Source organism: Alicyclobacillus contaminans DSM 17975, assembly GCF_000429525.1.
GTDB lineage: Bacteria > Bacillota > Bacilli > Alicyclobacillales > Alicyclobacillaceae > Alicyclobacillus_A > Alicyclobacillus_A contaminans.
Genome location: NZ_AUCA01000048.1, coordinates 1 through 19004, shown reverse-complemented (window position 1 = coordinate 19004; position 19004 = coordinate 1). Strand labels below are relative to the sequence as shown.

17 protein-coding genes and 1 other RNA gene are annotated in these 19004 nt (G+C 60.8%); 17 read left to right on the top strand and 1 reads right to left on the bottom strand.

Translation table 11 applies throughout. The features are described 5' to 3' along the window. The 9 genes from G463_RS21925 to trxA form a co-directional block, all read left to right on the top strand. Positions 1–538: peptidoglycan recognition protein family protein (locus G463_RS21925; protein WP_169725484.1), on the top strand; the 538-nt coding region annotated here is incomplete at its 5' end. 35 nt (positions 539–573) lie between these two features. Then, positions 574–1095, top strand: a complete 522-nt coding sequence (locus G463_RS0114735; protein ID WP_026975784.1) for a hypothetical protein — start codon at positions 574–576, stop codon at positions 1093–1095. Between the two features lie 689 nt (positions 1096–1784). Beyond that, positions 1785–3305 (top strand): LuxR C-terminal-related transcriptional regulator, encoded by a 1521-nt coding sequence (locus tag G463_RS0114730; RefSeq protein ID WP_051322333.1) that lies wholly within the window; start codon positions 1785–1787, stop codon positions 3303–3305. A gap of 125 nt (positions 3306–3430) precedes the next feature. Beyond that, positions 3431–5446: a hypothetical protein gene (locus G463_RS0114725; RefSeq protein WP_156900241.1), complete on the top strand. Its 2016-nt coding sequence runs from the start codon at positions 3431–3433 to the stop codon at positions 5444–5446. Further along, positions 5443–6375, top strand: coding sequence for an ABC transporter ATP-binding protein (locus tag G463_RS0114720; protein WP_026975781.1), 933 nt, complete (start codon positions 5443–5445; stop codon positions 6373–6375). Before G463_RS0114725 ends, G463_RS0114720 begins: the two co-directional genes overlap by 4 nt. Further along, positions 6372–7211, top strand: a complete 840-nt coding sequence (locus G463_RS0114715) for an ABC transporter permease (RefSeq protein WP_156900240.1) — start codon at positions 6372–6374, stop codon at positions 7209–7211. The genes G463_RS0114720 and G463_RS0114715 overlap by 4 nt, the downstream gene beginning before the upstream one ends. Before the next feature lie 41 nt (positions 7212–7252). Then, positions 7253–7945 carry a hypothetical protein gene (locus tag G463_RS0114710; protein ID WP_156900239.1) on the top strand — a complete coding sequence of 231 codons (693 nt, stop codon included), beginning with the start codon at positions 7253–7255 and terminating at the stop codon, positions 7943–7945. 113 nt (positions 7946–8058) lie between these two features. Continuing rightward, the gene (locus G463_RS0114705) at positions 8059–9159 is read left to right on the top strand and encodes a sodium:calcium antiporter (protein WP_026975778.1); all 1101 of its coding nucleotides are present in this window, start codon (positions 8059–8061) and stop codon (positions 9157–9159) included. Between the two features lie 220 nt (positions 9160–9379). Beyond that, positions 9380–9694 (top strand): thioredoxin, encoded by a 315-nt coding sequence (gene trxA / locus G463_RS0114695; RefSeq protein ID WP_026975777.1) that lies wholly within the window; start codon positions 9380–9382, stop codon positions 9692–9694. 115 nt (positions 9695–9809) lie between these two features. Here trxA and G463_RS0114690 read toward each other — a convergent pair whose 3' ends face one another. Then, positions 9810–11108, bottom strand: a complete 1299-nt coding sequence (locus tag G463_RS0114690) for a glutamate-1-semialdehyde 2,1-aminomutase (RefSeq protein ID WP_026975776.1) — start codon at positions 11106–11108, stop codon at positions 9810–9812. Positions 11109–11238: 130 nt separating this feature from the next. On the opposite strand from G463_RS0114690, the gene G463_RS20655 reads away from it, so the two are divergent. The 8 genes from G463_RS20655 to G463_RS20645 all read left to right on the top strand — a co-directional run bounded on the left by G463_RS20655 (position 11239) and on the right by G463_RS20645 (position 18840). Then, the gene (locus G463_RS20655) at positions 11239–11424 is read left to right on the top strand and encodes a hypothetical protein (protein ID WP_026975775.1); all 186 of its coding nucleotides are present in this window, start codon (positions 11239–11241) and stop codon (positions 11422–11424) included. Positions 11425–11850: 426 nt separating this feature from the next. Next, entirely contained in the window at positions 11851–13107 is a 1257-nt protein-coding gene (gene hisS, locus G463_RS0114680) for a histidine--tRNA ligase (protein ID WP_026975774.1), read from the top strand. A gap of 2 nt (positions 13108–13109) precedes the next feature. Continuing rightward, on the top strand, positions 13110–14909 hold the full coding sequence (aspS, locus tag G463_RS0114675) for an aspartate--tRNA ligase (RefSeq protein ID WP_425387075.1): 1800 nt from the start codon (positions 13110–13112) through the stop codon (positions 14907–14909). 52 nt (positions 14910–14961) lie between these two features. Continuing rightward, a non-coding RNA gene (ssrS, locus tag G463_RS22480) (6S RNA) lies at positions 14962–15165 on the top strand. A 220-nt stretch (positions 15166–15385) separates the two neighbouring features. Then, positions 15386–16726: a replication-associated recombination protein A gene (locus tag G463_RS20650; RefSeq protein WP_051322332.1), complete on the top strand. Its 1341-nt coding sequence runs from the start codon at positions 15386–15388 to the stop codon at positions 16724–16726. Positions 16727–16729: 3 nt separating this feature from the next. Continuing rightward, positions 16730–17140, top strand: coding sequence for an RrF2 family transcriptional regulator (locus tag G463_RS0114665; RefSeq protein WP_026975772.1), 411 nt, complete (start codon positions 16730–16732; stop codon positions 17138–17140). Positions 17141–17158: 18 nt separating this feature from the next. Beyond that, positions 17159–18295, top strand: a complete 1137-nt coding sequence (locus G463_RS0114660) for a cysteine desulfurase family protein (RefSeq protein ID WP_026975771.1) — start codon at positions 17159–17161, stop codon at positions 18293–18295. Positions 18296–18645: 350 nt separating this feature from the next. After that, the gene (locus tag G463_RS20645) at positions 18646–18840 is read left to right on the top strand and encodes a hypothetical protein (protein WP_035487461.1); all 195 of its coding nucleotides are present in this window, start codon (positions 18646–18648) and stop codon (positions 18838–18840) included. Positions 18841–19004: the final 164 nt, after the last annotated feature.

The following is a 19004-nucleotide window of genomic DNA, read 5'->3' as shown; positions in this document are numbered from 1 at the left end:
CAATGGACAAGCCAACAGGCCAACGTGGGCTCTGTACTCGCAGTTCGCAGGGCACCTCAACGCCTCCAGCATCAGCATAGAGCATGAGGGCCAGCCGGGTGACGGGCTGACGGAGGCGCAGTACCAGGCCACGCTGTGGCTGCATCGGCAGCTTATCGCCAAGTGGGGCATCCCGGCGGATAGGCTTCACGTCATCGGGCACAACGAGATCGACTCGGTGAACCGCGCGGATTGCCCTGGCCCTAAGTTTCCGTGGGACAGGCTGATGCAAGACCTCGGCGCCAAACCGGCAGTGACTACGCCGGCCGCTCAACCAGCGCCGCAAGGAGGTGAGGGAGACGTGCAAGTACCGACGCTGCAACAGGGCGTAACCGGACACACCAACGCCGTGAAGGCCGTGCAGGCCATCGTGGGCACCACTGCGGATGGCGTGTTCGGCCCAGCCACCGCGGCCGCGGTGAAGAAGTGGCAGTCCGCACACGGGCTGACCGCCGATGGCATCGTGGGTCCGCAGACGTGGAGCAAGATGCTGACCTGACCATCAACTAAACTAAAAAAGGAGCGTGTTTTGGTATGGACTTCTCTTGGGTGAATGCAGCAAATGACCTTGTGACGGCTGTTGTGACGGTTGCTGGCTCTGTGGGCGGTTATGTGGCCGCACATAAGCGGGGATGGATCTATTCTGCCGCCAAAGTAGTGACTACAGAAGGCGTACGCATCGTTGGGGATGCCGAGAAGGTGGCGGAAGGACTTGCCCAGATCATCCCCGGGGCGCAGACAGCAGAGGAGAAGCTACAGAAGGAAGTCGAGGAACTGACGGCCAAGGCCCGGCAGACGGAACTGTATCACTATGCGGCCATTGGCTTGCGGGCCTTTGGCACTGGTCTCCAAAGCCTATCTGCCGACCAACGCAAGGCGCTGGAACTGTGGATCGGCTCCAAGGTCCCCGGTGTGACGCCCGCAGAGATTGACGCTGCGCTGCAGTATGTCGAAAACGCGACGTCGCAGGCTGCTGGTGACCCGCTGATTACCACCGCGAACGCCTTCACGCAGGCGCAACAGGCTCAGCAGGCGCAACCGCAGACAACGGCGTAACAGACGAAGCCCCCATCTCAGACGAGGTGGGGGCTCATTTTGTAGCGCGTCGAGAAATCACCGTTTTGGGCTTGCGCTTTGTGTTGCGCTGTTTGCAACATCTCCGGTCTCATACCTCCTCAATGCACTCCGGCTCATCACACAGCGCCAGTGGCGTAAAAAGTGGGAGCGACGGCTAAACTGGTACCGGCAGCAAACGTGGAGCAGGCGACCTACAGTGATACTCATCGACACCACTGGTCAGTGCGATGAGACGTTAGGCTTGCCGAGAGGAACGGTGCACGTGCGAAGGATCGAAGACCTGCACCATGCATTGAGGCCCCACGTTTGTGAGGGCCTTGGAGATAACATTGACGTTTCATTGAGGCCAATCCGAAGCCAGCGCGATCGCTCCTGTCGGACGACATGCGCCGGCAGGCGGCTGTGCATCTGACCGATTTCGCGGTCTACCTGGCCCAAAAATCGCATTGAACACAGATCTTCTGCAGCATGGGTGCTGGCTCCGGCAACGGGAGTCAGCGCTGTCGCGCTTGCTGAATAGACCGGCGGCGTGCTAGCATGAAATCGGTGAATTGTCTGATGTTTTCTGGTGCACCGGGTGAACCGGAGGTTCACGAATCCCGGTGATGTTGGGCGTATGCACAACTGGAAACGCTTTCTGTCTCATGGGTGTCGAAGGAGGCGAATGGGTGGTGCGTCCGACCGCTTTCATGACCGACGATGAACGGGCATTGCGGCGTGCGGTGGACCGGGTGCTGCAGACGCTGTGCACGCAGGAGCCAGAGTGGCAGGCCAATTGGCAGCTGCGCTTGGTTCATGCCGGGGTGCCGGACGCCGCTCGGGCGGGATTACAGCGGTTGTTGCGTTTCCTCCTCCGCAACATGGACGTAGCCCTGGACTCGGAATCTACGCTGACGGAGTCAGTCCTGCAGGAGCTGCGGCAGATTGCCGTGCCCTTCACCGCGGCGGAACTGTGTCTGTTGACCGCATACATCGAGGAAATCTGTTCCACCCAGCTGTGGCAGGCCACCGAGGGCAAAGGAATGGACACGCTGCATCGGTGGGTGCACATCGTGTGTACCGAGTTGGCGCAGGCCGCGCTGCCGCACGGATATGGAGCAACGAGCGTCCTGCAGGGACGCGACGCGTGGGATACGCCGTTCGTGCGCTGGCTGAACGCGGTGTGTCCGACCGGCTCGTGGCATTGGTTTGCCGTCATTCAGTCAGGGCCGGAATTGTCAATCTTGGAGTTTGCAACCTACCAACGCGCGGAGCGCCGGTGGCTCGCCGCCGCCGGGCAGGACTTGGCGGATGAAATTCGCCGCGAGCATGAACGGGAGGGGGGATTGACCGCGCCTGTGGGGGACAACCTGCACGCGGTCGCCTCGGTGCCCGCGGGGACCGGGACGGAACCGGAGTTCTGGCGCATGGCCATCACATTGCGATGCGCGGCAGATTTCGGCGCCTTTCGCCAAACGTCACCGCGGCGGATGGAGCAATCCTGGTTGAATGAACGATTGCTTGCATTCGATGCACAGTTGTTGCGGGCGACCGATGTGACTGCGGTGGTCAGCGCGGTCGTGGAACAGATTTGTCAACAGGGGGAATTTGAGCGGAGCGCGCTGTTCATATACAACCCATTGACCCAATCCGTGGAAGGGATTCACGGGCATCACGTGGTGGTCGATGAAATCCAGCGCATCCGCGAGACCGCGCGCATCATTCCGGCCATCCAGTCCCTGATAAAGTACGGCAAGCCGGTATTCCTGAAGGACGTCGGCGCCGTTCTACCGGTATCCTACATAGAACACTTTGGTCTGACTTCTTTGCTGGTCTGCCCCGTGTTGACGGATGATTGCCGGCCGCTCGGGATTTTGTTGCTGGATCAAGGCGGAGCGCCGTTCCATCCGACACCGCGCACCATGGCGCTCGTGAACGCCATGGTGGCCCGGGCGGCGCTTGCCTTGGTCGCTCACATGTACCGCCGTCCCCACGCACCGAAACCCGCGTTGTCGGTGCCGCTGACCCAGCGTGAACAGGACATTTTGCAGCTCATCGCCAACGGTTTGGATACCAAGGAAATCGGGAAAACGCTTCATATCAGCGACTACACGGTGACCGAGCACGTCAGTTCCATCCTGCGTAAACTCCAAGCGCGAAATCGGGCGGAAGCCGTCGCCAAAGCCCTGCGTGAACAATGGATTCGTTAGCCAACATTGCAGGATTCGACCGATGCTCGACCATTGGCCTCCGGATGCTGGAACAGGTACAATCATGGAGTGTGTGTGGTCCATGTGGATCGCATGATGAATGGTTGAGAGGCGGTAGAAAACGAATGCCTAGGTGGCGCCGGCAACGGTGCGGAAAGGACAGGGCCGGAGTTCTTCCGACAACGGGCAAGTGGGCCTTGACAGGTTTAATCTGTTGGCTGGTGGGCAGCTGGTGGACACCGCTGACCGTCCATGCGCAGCCGACCCTCGGAATGTCCGCGGAGGTCGGTTTCAACGGTTTCTATACAAAAAACGATTGGGTGCCGGTCACGTTGACCGTGGTCAACCACGGACCGACGATCCACGCGGAGTTGGATGCGGATGTGGGATTTTCCATTGGAGATCGATCCGCGTCTGGGACGTTGCGATGGCCGGTGACGTTACCTGGAAACCAGACGGTAAAAAAACAGATTGCCATTCCTGGCAATATGGTCGATAGGGAAACGGTGCACCTGTTGGTGAACGGACGAACCGTCGCCAGCTCCGCATTGAGCGGCACCGCGTTGGGAGCGGTGTCGCTGGTTGGCGTGGTCGCGGGTGACACCCAGATTGCCCGCGTACTCACCGGCGTGACGGATGGAGCGGGCGGCAATCCGGTGCTGCCGGTGACATTGAGCCCGGACAATCTGCCGTCGTCCGCCAATTTGCTCGCTGGTCTGACCGCCGTGGCGGCAACGCCGGACACGTTGGCGGACGATTTAACGTCGGCGCAGCGCAAGGCGCTGTTGACCTGGATTCAGTTGGGGGGCCTGCTGATTGTCACCGGGACCGGGCGGGTGCCCGACTGGGACCAAGTGTTGCCGATTCAACCGGGGCCTGCGACGGCCGGGAAAGGCGCGCAGTTGGCGGCGTTTCTGTCCGGATCGGTCACGCCGCCGGAAGACTTTCAGGTGGAAGGGAAAGGCGTCCTGCCAAACGCCGATGTGTGGGCCGGCAGCACCGCCACTCCCTACATTGCGGCGTTGCCGGTGGGACGAGGCACGGTGGTTCAGACCGCCTTTTCACCGGCGCAGCCAAGCCTGCTTGGCTGGCCCAACAACGCGGCCCTGTGGACGAAGTTGATTCAACAGGGGGAAGCGGGTGGATCTGGAGCGCTGCCTCATCTGCTTTCCCAGGACAGCACATTGCAGCTTGTATCTGCCAGTGATGCCTTGTCTCCCTTGCAGATACCGTCGTTGGGATTTTGGGCGACCGTGTTTGCCCTGTATGCGCTGGTCGTCGGTCCGCTGTTGTTTTTTCTGTTGCGCCGCTGGAAGTCGGAACCACTGGCCTGGTTCCTTCTGCCCGCGGTCAGTGTCGTGACGACTGTAGGCATCTATCTGTTTGGTGCCAACCAGCGGCCGGCGGGCGTCTTGACGGAAGGCGTCGGGGTGCTCGACCTGGTGGGTAACGGGACCGCCGAAGCGTACGGAATCCGAGCGTTCATGTCTCCGTCAGAGACGTCAGGCTTTGCTATGATGAATGAACCGCTGTTGGCGCTGCCGATGGAACAGCACAATGTTCGCGAGTTGGGCTACGCCTCCACGCTGTTCCGCAGTGGCACCACGGTTTCCTTTGACGACGTGGGCCGCTGGGGCATGCGCTATGTGTACGCTGCCGGCGCGGTGCAGGATGCGGGCAGTCTGACCGTGCAACTGTGGGCATCGCAGACGACGTTGACGGGAAGAATCATCAACCACACCGGGTACGCGCTGCAGGATGTGGCCGTGTTCTGGGCCGGACGGATGTATCAAATCGGAGACATTCCAGCGGGCGGTGCCATGAATCTACCGGCCGCCTTGAGTGGACAGACGGTGTCGGACAGTGGGAACCTGTCCGCCTACAGCGCGTACAACCACGACTTTGGCCACGGCATCGGCCGTCCGCTTGCCACCGTGGCAGCGCGCGAGAATTTGCTTGACGATGCCCCGGATGCGGTGAACGACAACCGGGCGCTGGTGGTTGCCACGACCAACAGCCCGACGCCGGCGTTGCCCGAGGTCGTGACGGGACAAGCCGTGGTGGAGGATCAAACGCTGGTCCTCGTGCGCCAATTCACCACCGTGACCACCATTGGCAAGACGGAGGTGACCCGACAGTGATTGAAACCCAAAACCTGTGCAAGCGATACGGGAAGTTTACTGCGGTGGACCACCTGAACCTGCAGATTCGCCGAGGCACCGTATTTGGGATTGTCGGGGAGAATGGCGCGGGCAAAACCACAACGCTGTCGATGTTTGCCACGCTGACGTCCCCCACGTCGGGGCGCGCCTACGTGAATGGCTACGACATCACGGAACAGTCGACCGAGGTGCGTCGATCTATCGGCTATATGCCGGACGCATTCGGTGTGTACGACGACATCACGGCGGAGGAATACCTGCAATTCTACGCCGACTGCTACCGCGTCCCAAAGCATCTGGCGGTGCAGCGGGCGAGGGAGTACCTGGCCTGGGTAGGTCTGGAAGACAAGCGCGAGACGTACGTCAACGCGCTCTCTCGCGGGATGCAGCAGCGCCTGGAAATTGCGCGGTGTCTGATTCACGATCCGCCGGTGCTCATTCTGGACGAACCAGCTTCCGGTCTCGATCCGCGCTCGCGCATCGAAATGCGCAGTGTACTGTCGCGCCTGAGAACGCTGGGGAAGACTATTGTCATGAGCTCACACATCCTGCACGAACTCTGCGAGATCTGCGACGAAATTGCAATTCTTCGCGCGGGTCAACTTGCCGCCGTGGCGGCGGTTCCTGTGTTGCTGAACCACTCTTCCGCATACCGGACGCTGCGAATTCAGGGGCAGGCGCCATACGCCGTGTGGGAGCGGGCGCTGGCAGGGGCTTGCCAGGTTCGCGAAGTGCGGTATCGCCCGGATGGCGTGGAACTGGTTTTCGCGGGCAGCTTGCCTCAGCAGGGAGAATTGTTGCAGCGGTTGTTGGCGGAGGGCGTTCAGGTGTATCAGTTTGTGGAACAGGCCACCGATATTGAAGAGCTGTTCCTCCGTTTGACAGAAGGGCCGGTGAATTCACAGTGATTCGGAATCCGTTGTTGCGCAAGGAGTTTCGGCAGCGAATGCGAACCCTCAGAGCACCGGTGGTGGTCACGGGCTACTTCACAGCCATGGCACTGCTGACGTTCTTTCTGCTGTACGAAAACGTCCAGGGACAGCTGTCGATGTTTCTTCCGGCGCGCAGTGAACAGGTGTTTGTCACGCTCAGTCTGTTGCAAACCGTGATTGTCGCCTTCCTGACCCCGGCTTTCGCGGCGGGCGCCATCAGCGGTGAGCGGGAGCGGCGGACGTTGGCTGTCCTGTTGACCACTCCCCTCTCCCCGGCGGGCATTCTGATTGGGAAGATCCTGTCTTCCTCGGCGCTGCTGGCCCTGCTGCTGGTGGTCACGCTCCCGCTGTACAGTTTGGTCTTCTTGTTCGGCGGCGCGGTCCCTGAGGAAGTCATGGCCGTGTTCGCCTTCCAATTGTTCACCGTTGCTCTCATTGCTGCGCTGAGTGTCATGTGGTCAACCATCTCTTTGCGATCCGGATGGAGCACCATTCTCTCCTACACCACGGTTACCTGGATGGTGCTCATCACCGGTGGTCTGGGATACGGTCTGCAGTGGATTGCGGCGCGCTTTCCAATGGACTACTTCCTGTCTCATTGGGGCAAGGTGCTGCTCAGCCTAAATCCCCTGTGGATTCTTGCAGCCATTGAAAATCCTGGTCTGGCTGAGCGCAATGGTTGGCTGCGGTTTGTCGGCGTATACACGGCAATGTGCGGCATTCTGTTTCTCGTCAGCGTCTGGCGCCTGCGTCCGCAATCGTTTCGACTGGTTCCAGGCATCGTCCGAACCGACGAGCGAAATTATCAGTGACCTCTGGTCAAAATCAAGACGGTGGATGCGGAGGGATGAGCTTGTCCGGAAATTCTGCGGTTCTCGGCTGTTTGGCAGTGATCATCATACTGATTGTGGCTTGGGTGGCCATCAACGTGAAATTGCTGCGTCAAATGCGGCAGGATCACGCGGCGGAGGCGCTGCGACACACGTCGGAGGGGGCGGAGCCGGCGCCGGATGCGGGGATGCCGCCGCATCCTTCCGCCGCGGACGTCTCGGTCGAAGCTGTGGCGGAGGCCAGCGCGTCATCCGAGAAAGTCCACTCCGACGCGGTATCCTCCTCGCCGGAGGTATACGTGGATGCTCGGGAGACGGTGTTCGGTTCGGCTCGGCCGTCGTTTTACCTGCGACAGGGTGCGGATCATCCGTTTCATTTGCCGGCGTGGCAGTCTGTCATGGAGCGGTTGCAGGAGAGCCAAGGCGTCTTAGGATGGGTGGCCTTTCACCAAGGACAGGTCGGCGCCTCGGATCATCGGTACGACAGCGACCTGACCGACGCGCTTCGGGCGCATCGGGAGACCATGGAACGCCTCCGATCTGAGGTGGGGTTGAGCCAGGTGACCGAGTCGTCCATGGTTGGTGAGGAAGGAAAGGTATGGTTTTTCACTGGACATGACGACGTGTGGTTTGCCCTGTTTCTCGAAAAGTCGGCAGACGTTCGGACTCTCATGCAGGACTTGTTGCCTTCCCAGGTCACGGCTCCGCTTTCCTGACCTGTCCCGAGTCTCCCCTCTGCAGCGCGGCGGCGTGCTGGATTGCAATTCATATCCGCCGGCCGTGCTGCGTACTTCTGTAGAAGGGTGTTGTCCACCGGGGAGGGAGACCTGTGGGAACTGCGGCGACAATCGTGTTGTCCCTGGCCATGATTCTGTTTGGTGCAGAGTTGTTCACCAATGGTGTGGAATGGCTGGGACGCCTGTTCGGACTCGGAGAAGGAACGGTGGGAAGCATCCTGGCGGCCCTTGGGACGGCACTCCCGGAAACGGCGGTACCTGTCGCCGCCATTCTGTTTGGACACGGGGCCGCGGTGGCGGAGGAAGTTGGGATTGGTGGCATTCTTGGAGCCCCCTTCCTGCTGGTGACGCTCGGGTCCGCCATTGTGGCGGTGGCCCTGTGGCTCTTCCGACGCGGCCAAGCCCATGAATACACGCTGCATCTGCATCCGCTGCGGTACCGCAGGGATATGATGTTCTTTTTGGTGGCCTACGCGGTGAGTTTCTTGGCCGGGTGCATTCCGGACGAGGACAGTCACTACGTGGCTTCCCTTTTGTTGATTGGGATATACGGTGCCTTTCTGTTCTTTACCATCCGCGACACATCGGATCAGGTGGGGTCTCAATCCATTCACATGCTGTACATGCAGTGGGGCAAGGCCAATCGTCCCCGCGTGGGCGCGGTGTTGCTGCAACTGACCCTGTCGTTGACCGCCATTGTCGGCGGAGCGCAATTGCTCGCCAAGTCGGTGGAGCGGTTGGCCGCGGGTTGGGGGATGCCGCCGTTTGTGCTGTCCGCCATTCTGATTCCGCTGGCAACCGAACTGCCGGAGACCCTGAACAGCGTCGTTTGGATCCGCCAGGGAAAGGATGCGCTGGCGATTGGCAACATCACAGGGGCGATGGTCTTCCAAAGCACGCTGGTACCGGCGTTGGGCATCGCGCTGACGAAGTGGAGGTTCAACGCGGAGGCACTGACCACCGGTGCGCTGACACTGGCCGCAGGGATGCTGTTGTTCGGCATCTACCGCCGCCGCGGTCGTCTACACCCGGGGGTATTGCTCGCGGCCTCCATGATGTACTGGGTGCTGCCTCTGCAAACGGTGGCTGCGCGATATCCCCTGCAGCACTGGCACTGGATTGCCTATGCGGTGCTGTGCTTGAGTTTCGTCTGGTTGTTGCGGCGCGGATTGCGGGTGCGCCACGTTGGATGAGGATTGAATGAGGGTGTCTCCATGATGGTCCAGATTCTGAGTGGCAACGAGCCCAGCGACGAGTTCCATCAGTATCTGACATGGCGGTGGGTCGGCCGACCATTGCGAGCGGCATTGGGTATGATACAATAAACCATGCGCGCACTCATCGAAACCTTTGGATGCAGTCGCGCCCATCTTGTCGCCCCGAGTCCGGGGCTACTGTGAGGAGGAGAGAAACATGGCCAAAGAGGTAACGGATGCCACATTTTCCGAATTCCTTTCGTCCGATAAACCGGTCCTGGTGGATTTCTGGGCAACCTGGTGCGGCCCCTGTAAAATGATGGCGCCCGTGATTGAAGAGGTCTCCGAGGAATATGCGGGCAAGCTGGAAGTGGGTAAGCTGGATGTCGACCAGAACCCGGCCACGGCTCAGCAGTACGGCATCATGAGCATTCCGACGCTGCTTGTGTTCAAGAACGGGCAGGTCGTGAAGCAATTGGTTGGTTATCGTTCGAAGAGCGACTTGGTCAGTCAGTTGGCGGACGTCCTGTGAACGGCGTTGTTGATGACGGGCGCTGACCGACGCGCTGTCGCAACAGTCGGTGATGGACGAAAAGGCACCGGGTTGTGCTGCGGTTTTAAGCGGCCAACCCGGTGTTGCTTTGTGTTCAGTTTTCAGCCATTGCGGCGAAGCTGCTGCGTACGGCAGCCAATGTCTGCTCCACATCTTCCTCCGTGTGTGCAGCGGAGACAAACCACGCTTCGTATTTCGAAGGTGCGATAAATACCCCTCGCTTCAATAATTCATGGAACAGGCGCGCAAATTGGGCGCTGTCCGATGCTTGTGCGTCGTCGTAGTTGCGCACGGTGCGATCCGTGAAATAGACCGTGAAAGCCCCGCCCACGCGGTTGATGCGGATGGTTTGGCCGAACGCTGCGGCGGCCTCCTGAATGCCGGCTTCCAGTGCCGCCCCGAGTTTCGCCATTCGCTCGTACAGCCCTTCTTCCCGCAGTACCTGGAGGCAGGCCAATCCGGTGCGCATGGACGCAGGGTTGCCCGCCATGGTGCCAGCCTGATATACGGGGCCGAGCGGCGCTACGGATTCCATGATGTCTCTGCGCCCGCCGTATGCTCCAATCGGCAATCCCCCGCCAATGATTTTTCCCAACGCGTACAGGTCAGGATGAACATTGTACAGCTGCGCGGCGGTCCCATAGTGAAAGCGGAACGCCGTGATCACTTCGTCAAAGATCACCAATGCCCCGTGCCGGTGCGCCAGGTCGATGACGCCCTGCAGATAGTCATCGTCGGCCGGGGCCACAATGCCGAAGTTCCCCACAATGGGTTCCACCAGCACCGCCGCCACATCCGGTCCGTGCACGTCGAGCGCAGCTTCGAGCGCGGCGAGGTCGTTGAACGGAATCGTGATGACCTCGGACGCGATGGCCTGCGTGACGCCGGCGCTGTCCGGAACGCCGATGGAGGATGGGCCAGATCCGGCCGCCACCAGCATCGGATCGGAATGGCCGTGATAGCATCCCGCAAACTTAATCAGTTTGTTTCGGCCGGTCGCACCGCGCGCCACACGGATGGTGGTCATGACCGCCTCGGTGCCGGAATTCACAAATCGAATGCGCTCCAAATCCGGTACGGCGGCGCGCAGCACCTCGGCAAACTCCACCTCCCAGCGCGTGGGCGTCCCGTAAAGAATGCCGTCGCGCGTGGCCTCGCACAGGGCGGCCATCACTTCCGGGTGGGCGTGGCCCAGGACCAGCGGTCCATAGGCCCCGAGATAGTCGATGTATTCATTCCCGTCCACGTCGATGAATCGGCTGCCCTGTCCTTTTGCCATCACAATGGGCGTCCCGCCGCCCACCGATTTGAAAGACCGCGACGGGCTGTTCACTCCGCCCAGAATGACCGCCTCGGCCCGTTGGTGCCAAAGCGCGGATTGCGTCCAGTCCATATTGAAATCCTCCTTGCGTTGTTGTCGGTCCTCATGGTACCACAACTCGGAAACAGGGGACGGTATGATTGCGGGCCCGGGTCGGTACACTATGCAGGGATTCAATCGGGCTTGGGAGGATGCGCATCACATGAGGATGGAATCGGTGCAGGCCTGCAGTGCGCACGTTCACATGGAGGGCAGAGAAGGCGGCAGCGGAGCTCCGGTCCAACGCACGTGGTGTTTGCAGTGGGACGGGGACGGGCTGTTGGAATATGAACCCGGCCGAGAGTCGCCGCAACGGTGGATGGAGCGTTCGCTCATCCGGTGCGTCTGACGGATCGCCGAACGCGTCCGGCGCACGAGGGCTGCGCCGCCGAACGGTTTGACAGAGGCTGGGCCGCTCAGTATACTCCAAGTTATATACTCCATACGGGATTCGATGATGAGGAAAAGTACCGCCGCAACGCGGTGTCCAGAGAGACCTGCCTTTGGCTGGAAGCAGGTTCACCGACCGGTTGGGAAAGACACCTCGAAGAACCTGCGCAACCGAACCAGCGGCAGTTTGGTTCCAAAGCGTATGGCGTCCGGCGCACGTTACGCGCATCGAGTGGAACGGCCCTGGAGCCGTTCAATGCAGGGTGGCACCGCGGAACCACGCCCTTTCGTCCCTGCCGTCACAGGACGGCCGGTCGAAGGGCGTTTTTGTTGTGGTGCGCAGCGTGACGCTGGCGTTCAGGAACGGGAAAGGGAGGTGTTTGTCATGTTGACACAGCGGCCGCGGGGAACCGCGGATCTGTTGCCGGGAGAAGTTGAGTCCTGGCGCCGATTGGAGGACACATTTCGGGAGGTTTGCCGGACCTATCACTATCAGGAAATTCGGACGCCCATCTTTGAACACACGGAATTGTTCGCCCGCGGCGTCGGTGAAACCACCGACATTGTGGAAAAGGAGATGTACACTTTCGAAGACCACGGCGAACGAAGCTTGACGCTGCGGCCGGAAGGGACCGCCGGCGTGGTGCGGGCGTTTGTGGAAAACAAACTGTATGGAAATCCAGATCTGACCAAACTGTTTTACATTGGTCCAATGTTTCGCTATGAGAAGCCGCAGAAGGGCCGGTGGCGGCAATTTCACCAGTACGGCGTGGAAGTGCTCGGGTCGGAAGCGCCGGACGTGGACGCCGAAGTGATTGCCCTCGGTGCGACGTTCCTGGAACGCCTGGGACTGGGCCGGGTACAGCTGGAAATGAACAGCGTCGGCTGTGCCGAGTGCCGCCCGCGTCACCGGGAAGCCATGGTGGCGGCGCTGCGTCCGGTGGCGGATCGGTTGTGCGCGGATTGTCAGAGCCGCTTGGAACGAAATCCGCTGCGGATTTTCGACTGCAAGAACGAGAGCTGCCAGGCATTGTTGCGGGAGGTGAACGCGCCCACCGTGCTCGATTGCCTGTGCGATGCGTGCGCCGAACACTTTGACGCGGTCAAGCGCCTGCTGCAGGAAACGGGCGTTTCCTACACCGTCAATCCGCGGTTGGTGCGCGGGCTCGATTACTACACCCGCACGGCTTGGGAGTTCATCGTGCCCGGTTACAGCACGGTTGCCGGTGGCGGGCGGTATAACGGACTCGTGGCTGAAGTGGGAGGACCGGAGACGCCGGGGGTTGGCTTCGCCGGTGGATTGGAACGCGCCTTGTTGGTGCTTCAGGAACAGGGTATCCATCCGGCGCAGAAGTCGGCGCTGGCGGTGTACATCGCGGTGGCGGACGACACCGCAGCCACGACCGCCGCACGGTTGTTGCAGCAGGTGCGGGAGGCGGGCATTTCGGCGGATCGAGATTATCAGAACAAGGGGTTGAAGGCCCAGTTCAAAGCCGCCGACCGACTCGGCGCGCGGTTTGTGCTGGTGCTCGGCGAGAACGAAGTGGCCGCGGGCACCGTTTCCGTCAAGGACCTGACAACCGGCGAGCAGGTGGCGGTTGCGCAGGACCAACTGGTTTCCTATTTATCGACAAGGGTGTGATGATGAAGGTGAAGCAGTACCGGACGCATGTGGTGGCTGAAACGGCGGACCTGGCTGCGCACACCGCCGTGACGTTGTCCGGATGGGTTCATCGACGGCGGGATCTGGGATCGCTGGTGTTTATTGACCTGCGGGATCGGAGCGGGATTGTGCAGTTGGTGTTTGATGCGGAGCGCGGAACGCCGGCGGATGTGTTGAACCTGGCGGGATCTTTGCGCAACGAATACGTGATCACGGTGAGCGGCACCGTGGAACCTCGCGATCCTGCGGCGGTCAATCCGAAGATTGCCACCGGCCGGATTGAGGTGGTGGTTGCAGGATTGGAGATTTTGAACGCGGCGAAGACACCGCCGTTTTTCATCCAGGACAACCTGGACGTGGAGGAGCCGCTGCGGTTGAAGTACCGCTACCTGGACCTGCGCCGCCCATCGATGCAGCGCATGCTGCAAATTCGGCACCAGGTGGGCAAAGTGTTCAGGGATTACCTGGACAAGCATGGTTTTTTGGAAGTGGAAACCCCCGTGTTGACGCGCAGTACCCCGGAAGGGGCGCGGGACTACCTGGTGCCGAGCCGGGTTCACCCCGGAGAGTTTTACGCGCTGCCGCAGTCTCCGCAGCTCTTCAAGCAGTTGCTGATGGTGTCCGGGGTGGAACGGTACTTCCAGTTCGCGCGTTGTTTTCGGGACGAGGATTTACGGGCGGATCGGCAGCCTGAATTCACGCAGTTGGACATCGAACAGTCGTTCATTCCGCTGCCCGAGTTTCAGGCCATGATGGAAGAGATGATGCAGTTGGCCTTCCGCGAGGTGCTCGGGGTGGATATTCCCACGCCGTTCCGCCGCATGCCGTACCGAGAGGCGATGGAGCGCTACGGCAGCGACAAGCCGGATTTGCGATACGGCCTGCCGCTCGTGGACGTGAGTGGCGAGGTGGCCGAAACGGAGTTTCGCGTCTTTCGCGAAGCGCTTGCGAACGGCGGCGTGGTGAAAGCCATCTGCGCGCCGGGATGCGCCGGCTACTCGCGCAAACAGGTGGATGAACTGGTGCAGTTTGTACAGCCGTACGGCCTGAAGGGCTTGGCGAGCATTGCGGTCCAGGGCGATGAGTGCAAGTCGTCCATCGCCAAATTTTTCACGTCGGAACAACTGCGGGCTCTGGCGGCAAGCGCCGGTGCGAACGATGGGGACCTGGTGCTGATTGCGGCGGCCGACCGGAAAACGGTGAACGCGGCACTCGGGGCGCTGCGGCAACAGTTGGCCAGAGCGCTCGACCTGATTCCGGAAGGAACGTTTGAGTTTGTCTGGATCACCGATTTTCCGTTGCTCTCCTACGATGAAGAGCAGGGGCGGTTTGTGGCGGAACATCATCCGTTCACCATGCCGCGCGTGGAGGATCTGCCGTTGTTGGACAGCAATCCCGGCGCGGTCCGGGCGCAGGCGTACGATTTGGTGCTCAACGGTTTCGAACTCGGCGGCGGCAGCATGCGCATTTATCAACGCGACGTTCAGGAAAAAATGTTTTCGGTGCTTGGCTTCAGTCGCGAGCAGGCATACGAACAGTTCGGATACCTGCTTGACGCGTTTGAATACGGCACGCCGCCGCACGGCGGGATTGCCTTTGGGATTGACCGGTTGGTCATGATTATGGGGAATGGCAAGTCCCTGCGCGACTGCATCGCGTTTCCGAAGACATCGAGCGGCACGGATCTGTTGATGGACGCGCCGGCGCCGGTCACGCAGGAACAGTTGGACACGTTGCATCTGATCCTGCGGAAAACGGAGCCATCCGCTCCATTGGTTTGAACTTGCATCACCACCGGCGCCGGTGGTACCATAAGACCACAGATGATGCGTGATTTCCCTGCGCTGTTGGTGTAAACCTAATGTGTTTTGAGCCAACACCCGATACAAAGGGAGCTCGGACGTCTCGACCGTGAGCACATGCCTCATTCGTCGCCCGCGCGGCGAAGAATCGTGGACTTGCGAACAGGCCGAGCAGGGCACCCACCTGCGAGAGCAGGTTCAAAACGGTGGGTTTCACGGCAGGTGCGGGGGCACTCGGAAATCATTCACAGCGGTTCCTCGGGGGACCGCTGTTTTTGCGTGCCTTCGGCATCGGGCGTTCAGGTGCTCGAGGCATGGTTGAAAACGCGGGTTTCGGCAAAGCTTGATATAATAAAAGTCGACCACAATACTGGGAAATGGGGAACGGGCATGTCCATATGGATTGACCATGGCAGCGACACGGTGACGCGAACGGTACTGGGGGGTGCGTAACGGTGGATTTGTTCGACTTTGCCGCAGAGGCGGAACAGGCCCAGGAAGCTCCACTCGCACACCGGATGCGGCCGGAGACGCTGGACGATTTGGTGGGGCAGCAGTCCGTGGTTGGTCCGGGCACACCGCTGCGCAGCGCGATTGAACGCGACCTGCTGATGTCCGTCATCCTGTACGGGCCGCCGGGCACCGGGAAGACGAGCTTGGCGCACGTGATTGCCCAGGTGACCAAAGCTCGCTTCGAGACCCTCAACGCGGTGACTGCCGGGATTGCGGACATTCGCCAGGTCGTGCAGCGAGCCAGCGACGAGAAATCGATGTACGGTCGGAAAACGGTGTTGTTCATTGACGAAATTCACCGTTTCAACAAGACCCAGCAGGATGCCCTGCTGCCGTACGTGGAGCAGGGGACGCTGGTGCTGATTGGCGCGACGACAGAAAATCCGTACTTTCAGGTCAACCCGGCGCTGGTTTCCAGGTCATCCGTGTACCGTCTCGATCCGCTTCAGCCCTCGGACATCGAACACCTTCTGCGGCGCGCGCTGCAGGACGAAAGCAAAGGACTTGGCGCGGCGCGGCCAGAGGTGGAGGACGCCGCGTTGCAGTTGCTGGTGCAGGCGTCTGGAGGAGATGCGCGCCGGGCGTTGAACAGCCTCGAGATGGCCGTCTTGACGGCACCGGTGGGACCGGACGGCCGCGCGCGCGTCACGCCGGAGCACGTGCGCGCTGCGCTGCAGGGGCGGGCGGTGTTGTACGACACCACTGGCGATGAACACTACGACACGATTTCGGCGTTCATCAAATCGGTGCGCGGATCCGATCCGGACGCGGCCATTCTCTGGTTGGCCAAGATGCTGGAGGCTGGGGAAGACCCGCGCTTCATTGCGCGGCGTCTGGTGATTCTGGCGTCCGAGGACATCGGTAACGCCGATCCGGCCGGGTTGCCGATGGCGGTGGCGGCACTCCAGGCGGTGCAGTTCATCGGCATGCCGGAGGCGCGCATCGTGCTGGCCCAGGCGACCACCTACCTGGCCTGCGCGCCCAAGTCGAATGCGGCCTACAACGCCATCAACCGGGCCCTGTCGGATGTGCAGGGAGGACTTCCGCTGCAAGTACCACCGCACCTGCGCGGCACCGGCTACGCTGGAGCCGCCGAGCTGGGCAGCGGAGTCGGATATATCTACCCGCACGATGACCCGGAGCTGGCGAAGGGCCAGAGCTATTGGCCAGTCGGCGTGGAACGCAGAGCGTACTACGAACCCAAGCCCCACGAACGGGTGCAGCGACCCGCGTGGCTGGCGAGGGGTTCATCCGGTCACGCAATTGCTGAGAAAGGACGTTGAACGTTGAAGATTTCTACCAAAGGGCGCTATGGATTAATGTTGTTGGTGGATCTAGCGATGAACGAGGCCGGATCGCCCGTGTCGCTCAAGTCCATCGCGGACAGGCAGGGCCTGTCCGAACATTATTTGGAACAGCTGATTGCGCCGCTGCGCAACGCGGGGTTTGTGCGCAGCATTCGCGGCGCGTACGGTGGTTATGTCCTGGCAAAAGCCACGACGGATATCCGCGTTTCGGACATCATCTTCACGCTCGAGGGGCCGGTGACCATTGTGGATGAAGACTTGGACGATGGTCTGGACGAACTGTGGCGGCGCCTGCGCGACGCGATTGTGAACGTCCTGGAATCCCTGACGCTGCAGGACCTGGTCGATATGAAGAACCAGGGCGGAGATATGGTGATGTACTACATCTGAAGTCGATGAAAAGCGGTGATGACGATGATCTACCTCGACAACGCGGCGACCACGGCCGTGCATCCGGACGTTCTCGACGCGATGATGCCCTATTTGACGAACGGGTACGGAAATGCGTCCAGCATCCACGCGTTGGGGAGGGAGGCGAAGGCAGCGCTGCAGACGGCGCGGGAGCGCGTGGCGCTGTTGATTGGCGCCCATCCGCAGGAGTTGGTGTTCACGAGCGGCGGCACCGAGTCGATTCATGCGGCGCTCTACGGAACCCTGTTGGCGGGGACGGGCAGACGGCACGTCGTCACGACCGCGTTGGAGCACCATGCGGTGCTGCACACGTGTGCCTTTCTCGAATCACTGGGATATTCGGTGACGTACGTGGCGCCTCGGGAGGATGGCCGGATTCACCCGGACGATGTGGCTTCCGCCGTCACGGCGGATACGCTGCTGGTCTCCGTGATGTCGGTGAACAATGAGACCGGCGTCATTCTTCCGGTGGACGAAATCGCCGCTGCCGTGAAGGCGCGGGACGCAGCGGTGCTGGTGCATTCGGACATGGTTCAAGCGCTCGGCACCCTTCGTCTGCAGTTGGACCAACGTCAGGTGGACCTGGCGAGCTTTTCAGCACACAAAGTGCACGGTCCCAAGGGAGTGGGCGCACTCTACATACGCCGCGGCACGCCGTGGCGGCCGGTGCTGCACGGTGGGACCCAAGAGCGCGAGCGGCGCGCCGGGACGGAGAACGTGGCCGGTATCGTCGGATTTGGCGCCGCCGCAGAACGGCTGCGCCAGCACTGGGATGACCACCAGCGCCACGTCCGGCAAATTCGCGATGTCTTCTGGGATATGCTGTCGGCCCGCGTGCCGGTGGAACGAAACGGCGGAGAGCCGAGTGTGCCGGCCATCCTCAATGTGTGGTTCCCGGGCGTGCGCAACGACCGCCTCTTGATGCGCCTGGACCTGGCTGGTGTCGCGGCGTCTGCGGGCTCCGCGTGCACGGCGGGATCGCTCGAACCGAGTCACGTGCTGCAGGCGATGGGTTACGAAGTATCTCGGGTGCACGAATCGCTCCGCTTCAGTTTCTCCGATTTCACCTCGGAATCGGATGTGCGAACCGCGGTGCAGCACATTGAGGAAGCGGTGAACGCGCTGCGCCGCTGACCTGCGTCGGGGAGGTCGCCGGTATCCACGAGGGGTTTCGCGCCTTCTGCAGCAGAATGATGACATTCAGACCGAATGGATATGGCAGGGAATTGGTGGTGCGTGGAAAAAATTTCATTGCAGACCGTCTCGCACGGCGCTATGATTACTCTCGGCACCACGCCCAACGCGGCTTTCATTCCAATTATTTTAGTGATAGAATATTTAAAGAGCAGTTGGTTTTCTCTGCGCTGCTGGAAAACCTCGGGTTTAGCCCGGGATGGGAGTGGACAGGCTAATATCGTCTGCCATTTGTGGGTGGAGATTCCACTTATGGCGGCGATGGACACCAAACAAAGGAGATTTTGTCTATGCGTTGTCCGCACTGCAACTGCCGGGATATCGGCAAGATTGGGGCAAATCAATTCTACTGCTGGAACTGCTTCATGGAGTTCAACGTATCCGGCAACGATGTTCGCGTGTACGAAGTGGCCGAAGACGGATCTCTGGTCGCTGTCGAAGAAGCCATGCACGACGTGACGCAGTTGGAAACGGGGACGCTCTAGCCGCATATGAACAGCGGAGGAATCCGTTTTGTTTGCACCACCTCGAAGGACGCCGAGTCAGGCGTCCTTTTTTGGTACGCCCGGCATGGGCGGTCCCTATAGGGTGAAAGTCCCGAACGGGGGTTGGCGACACACCTACCGTTAGCCAAGAGCAAGGGTGTCCA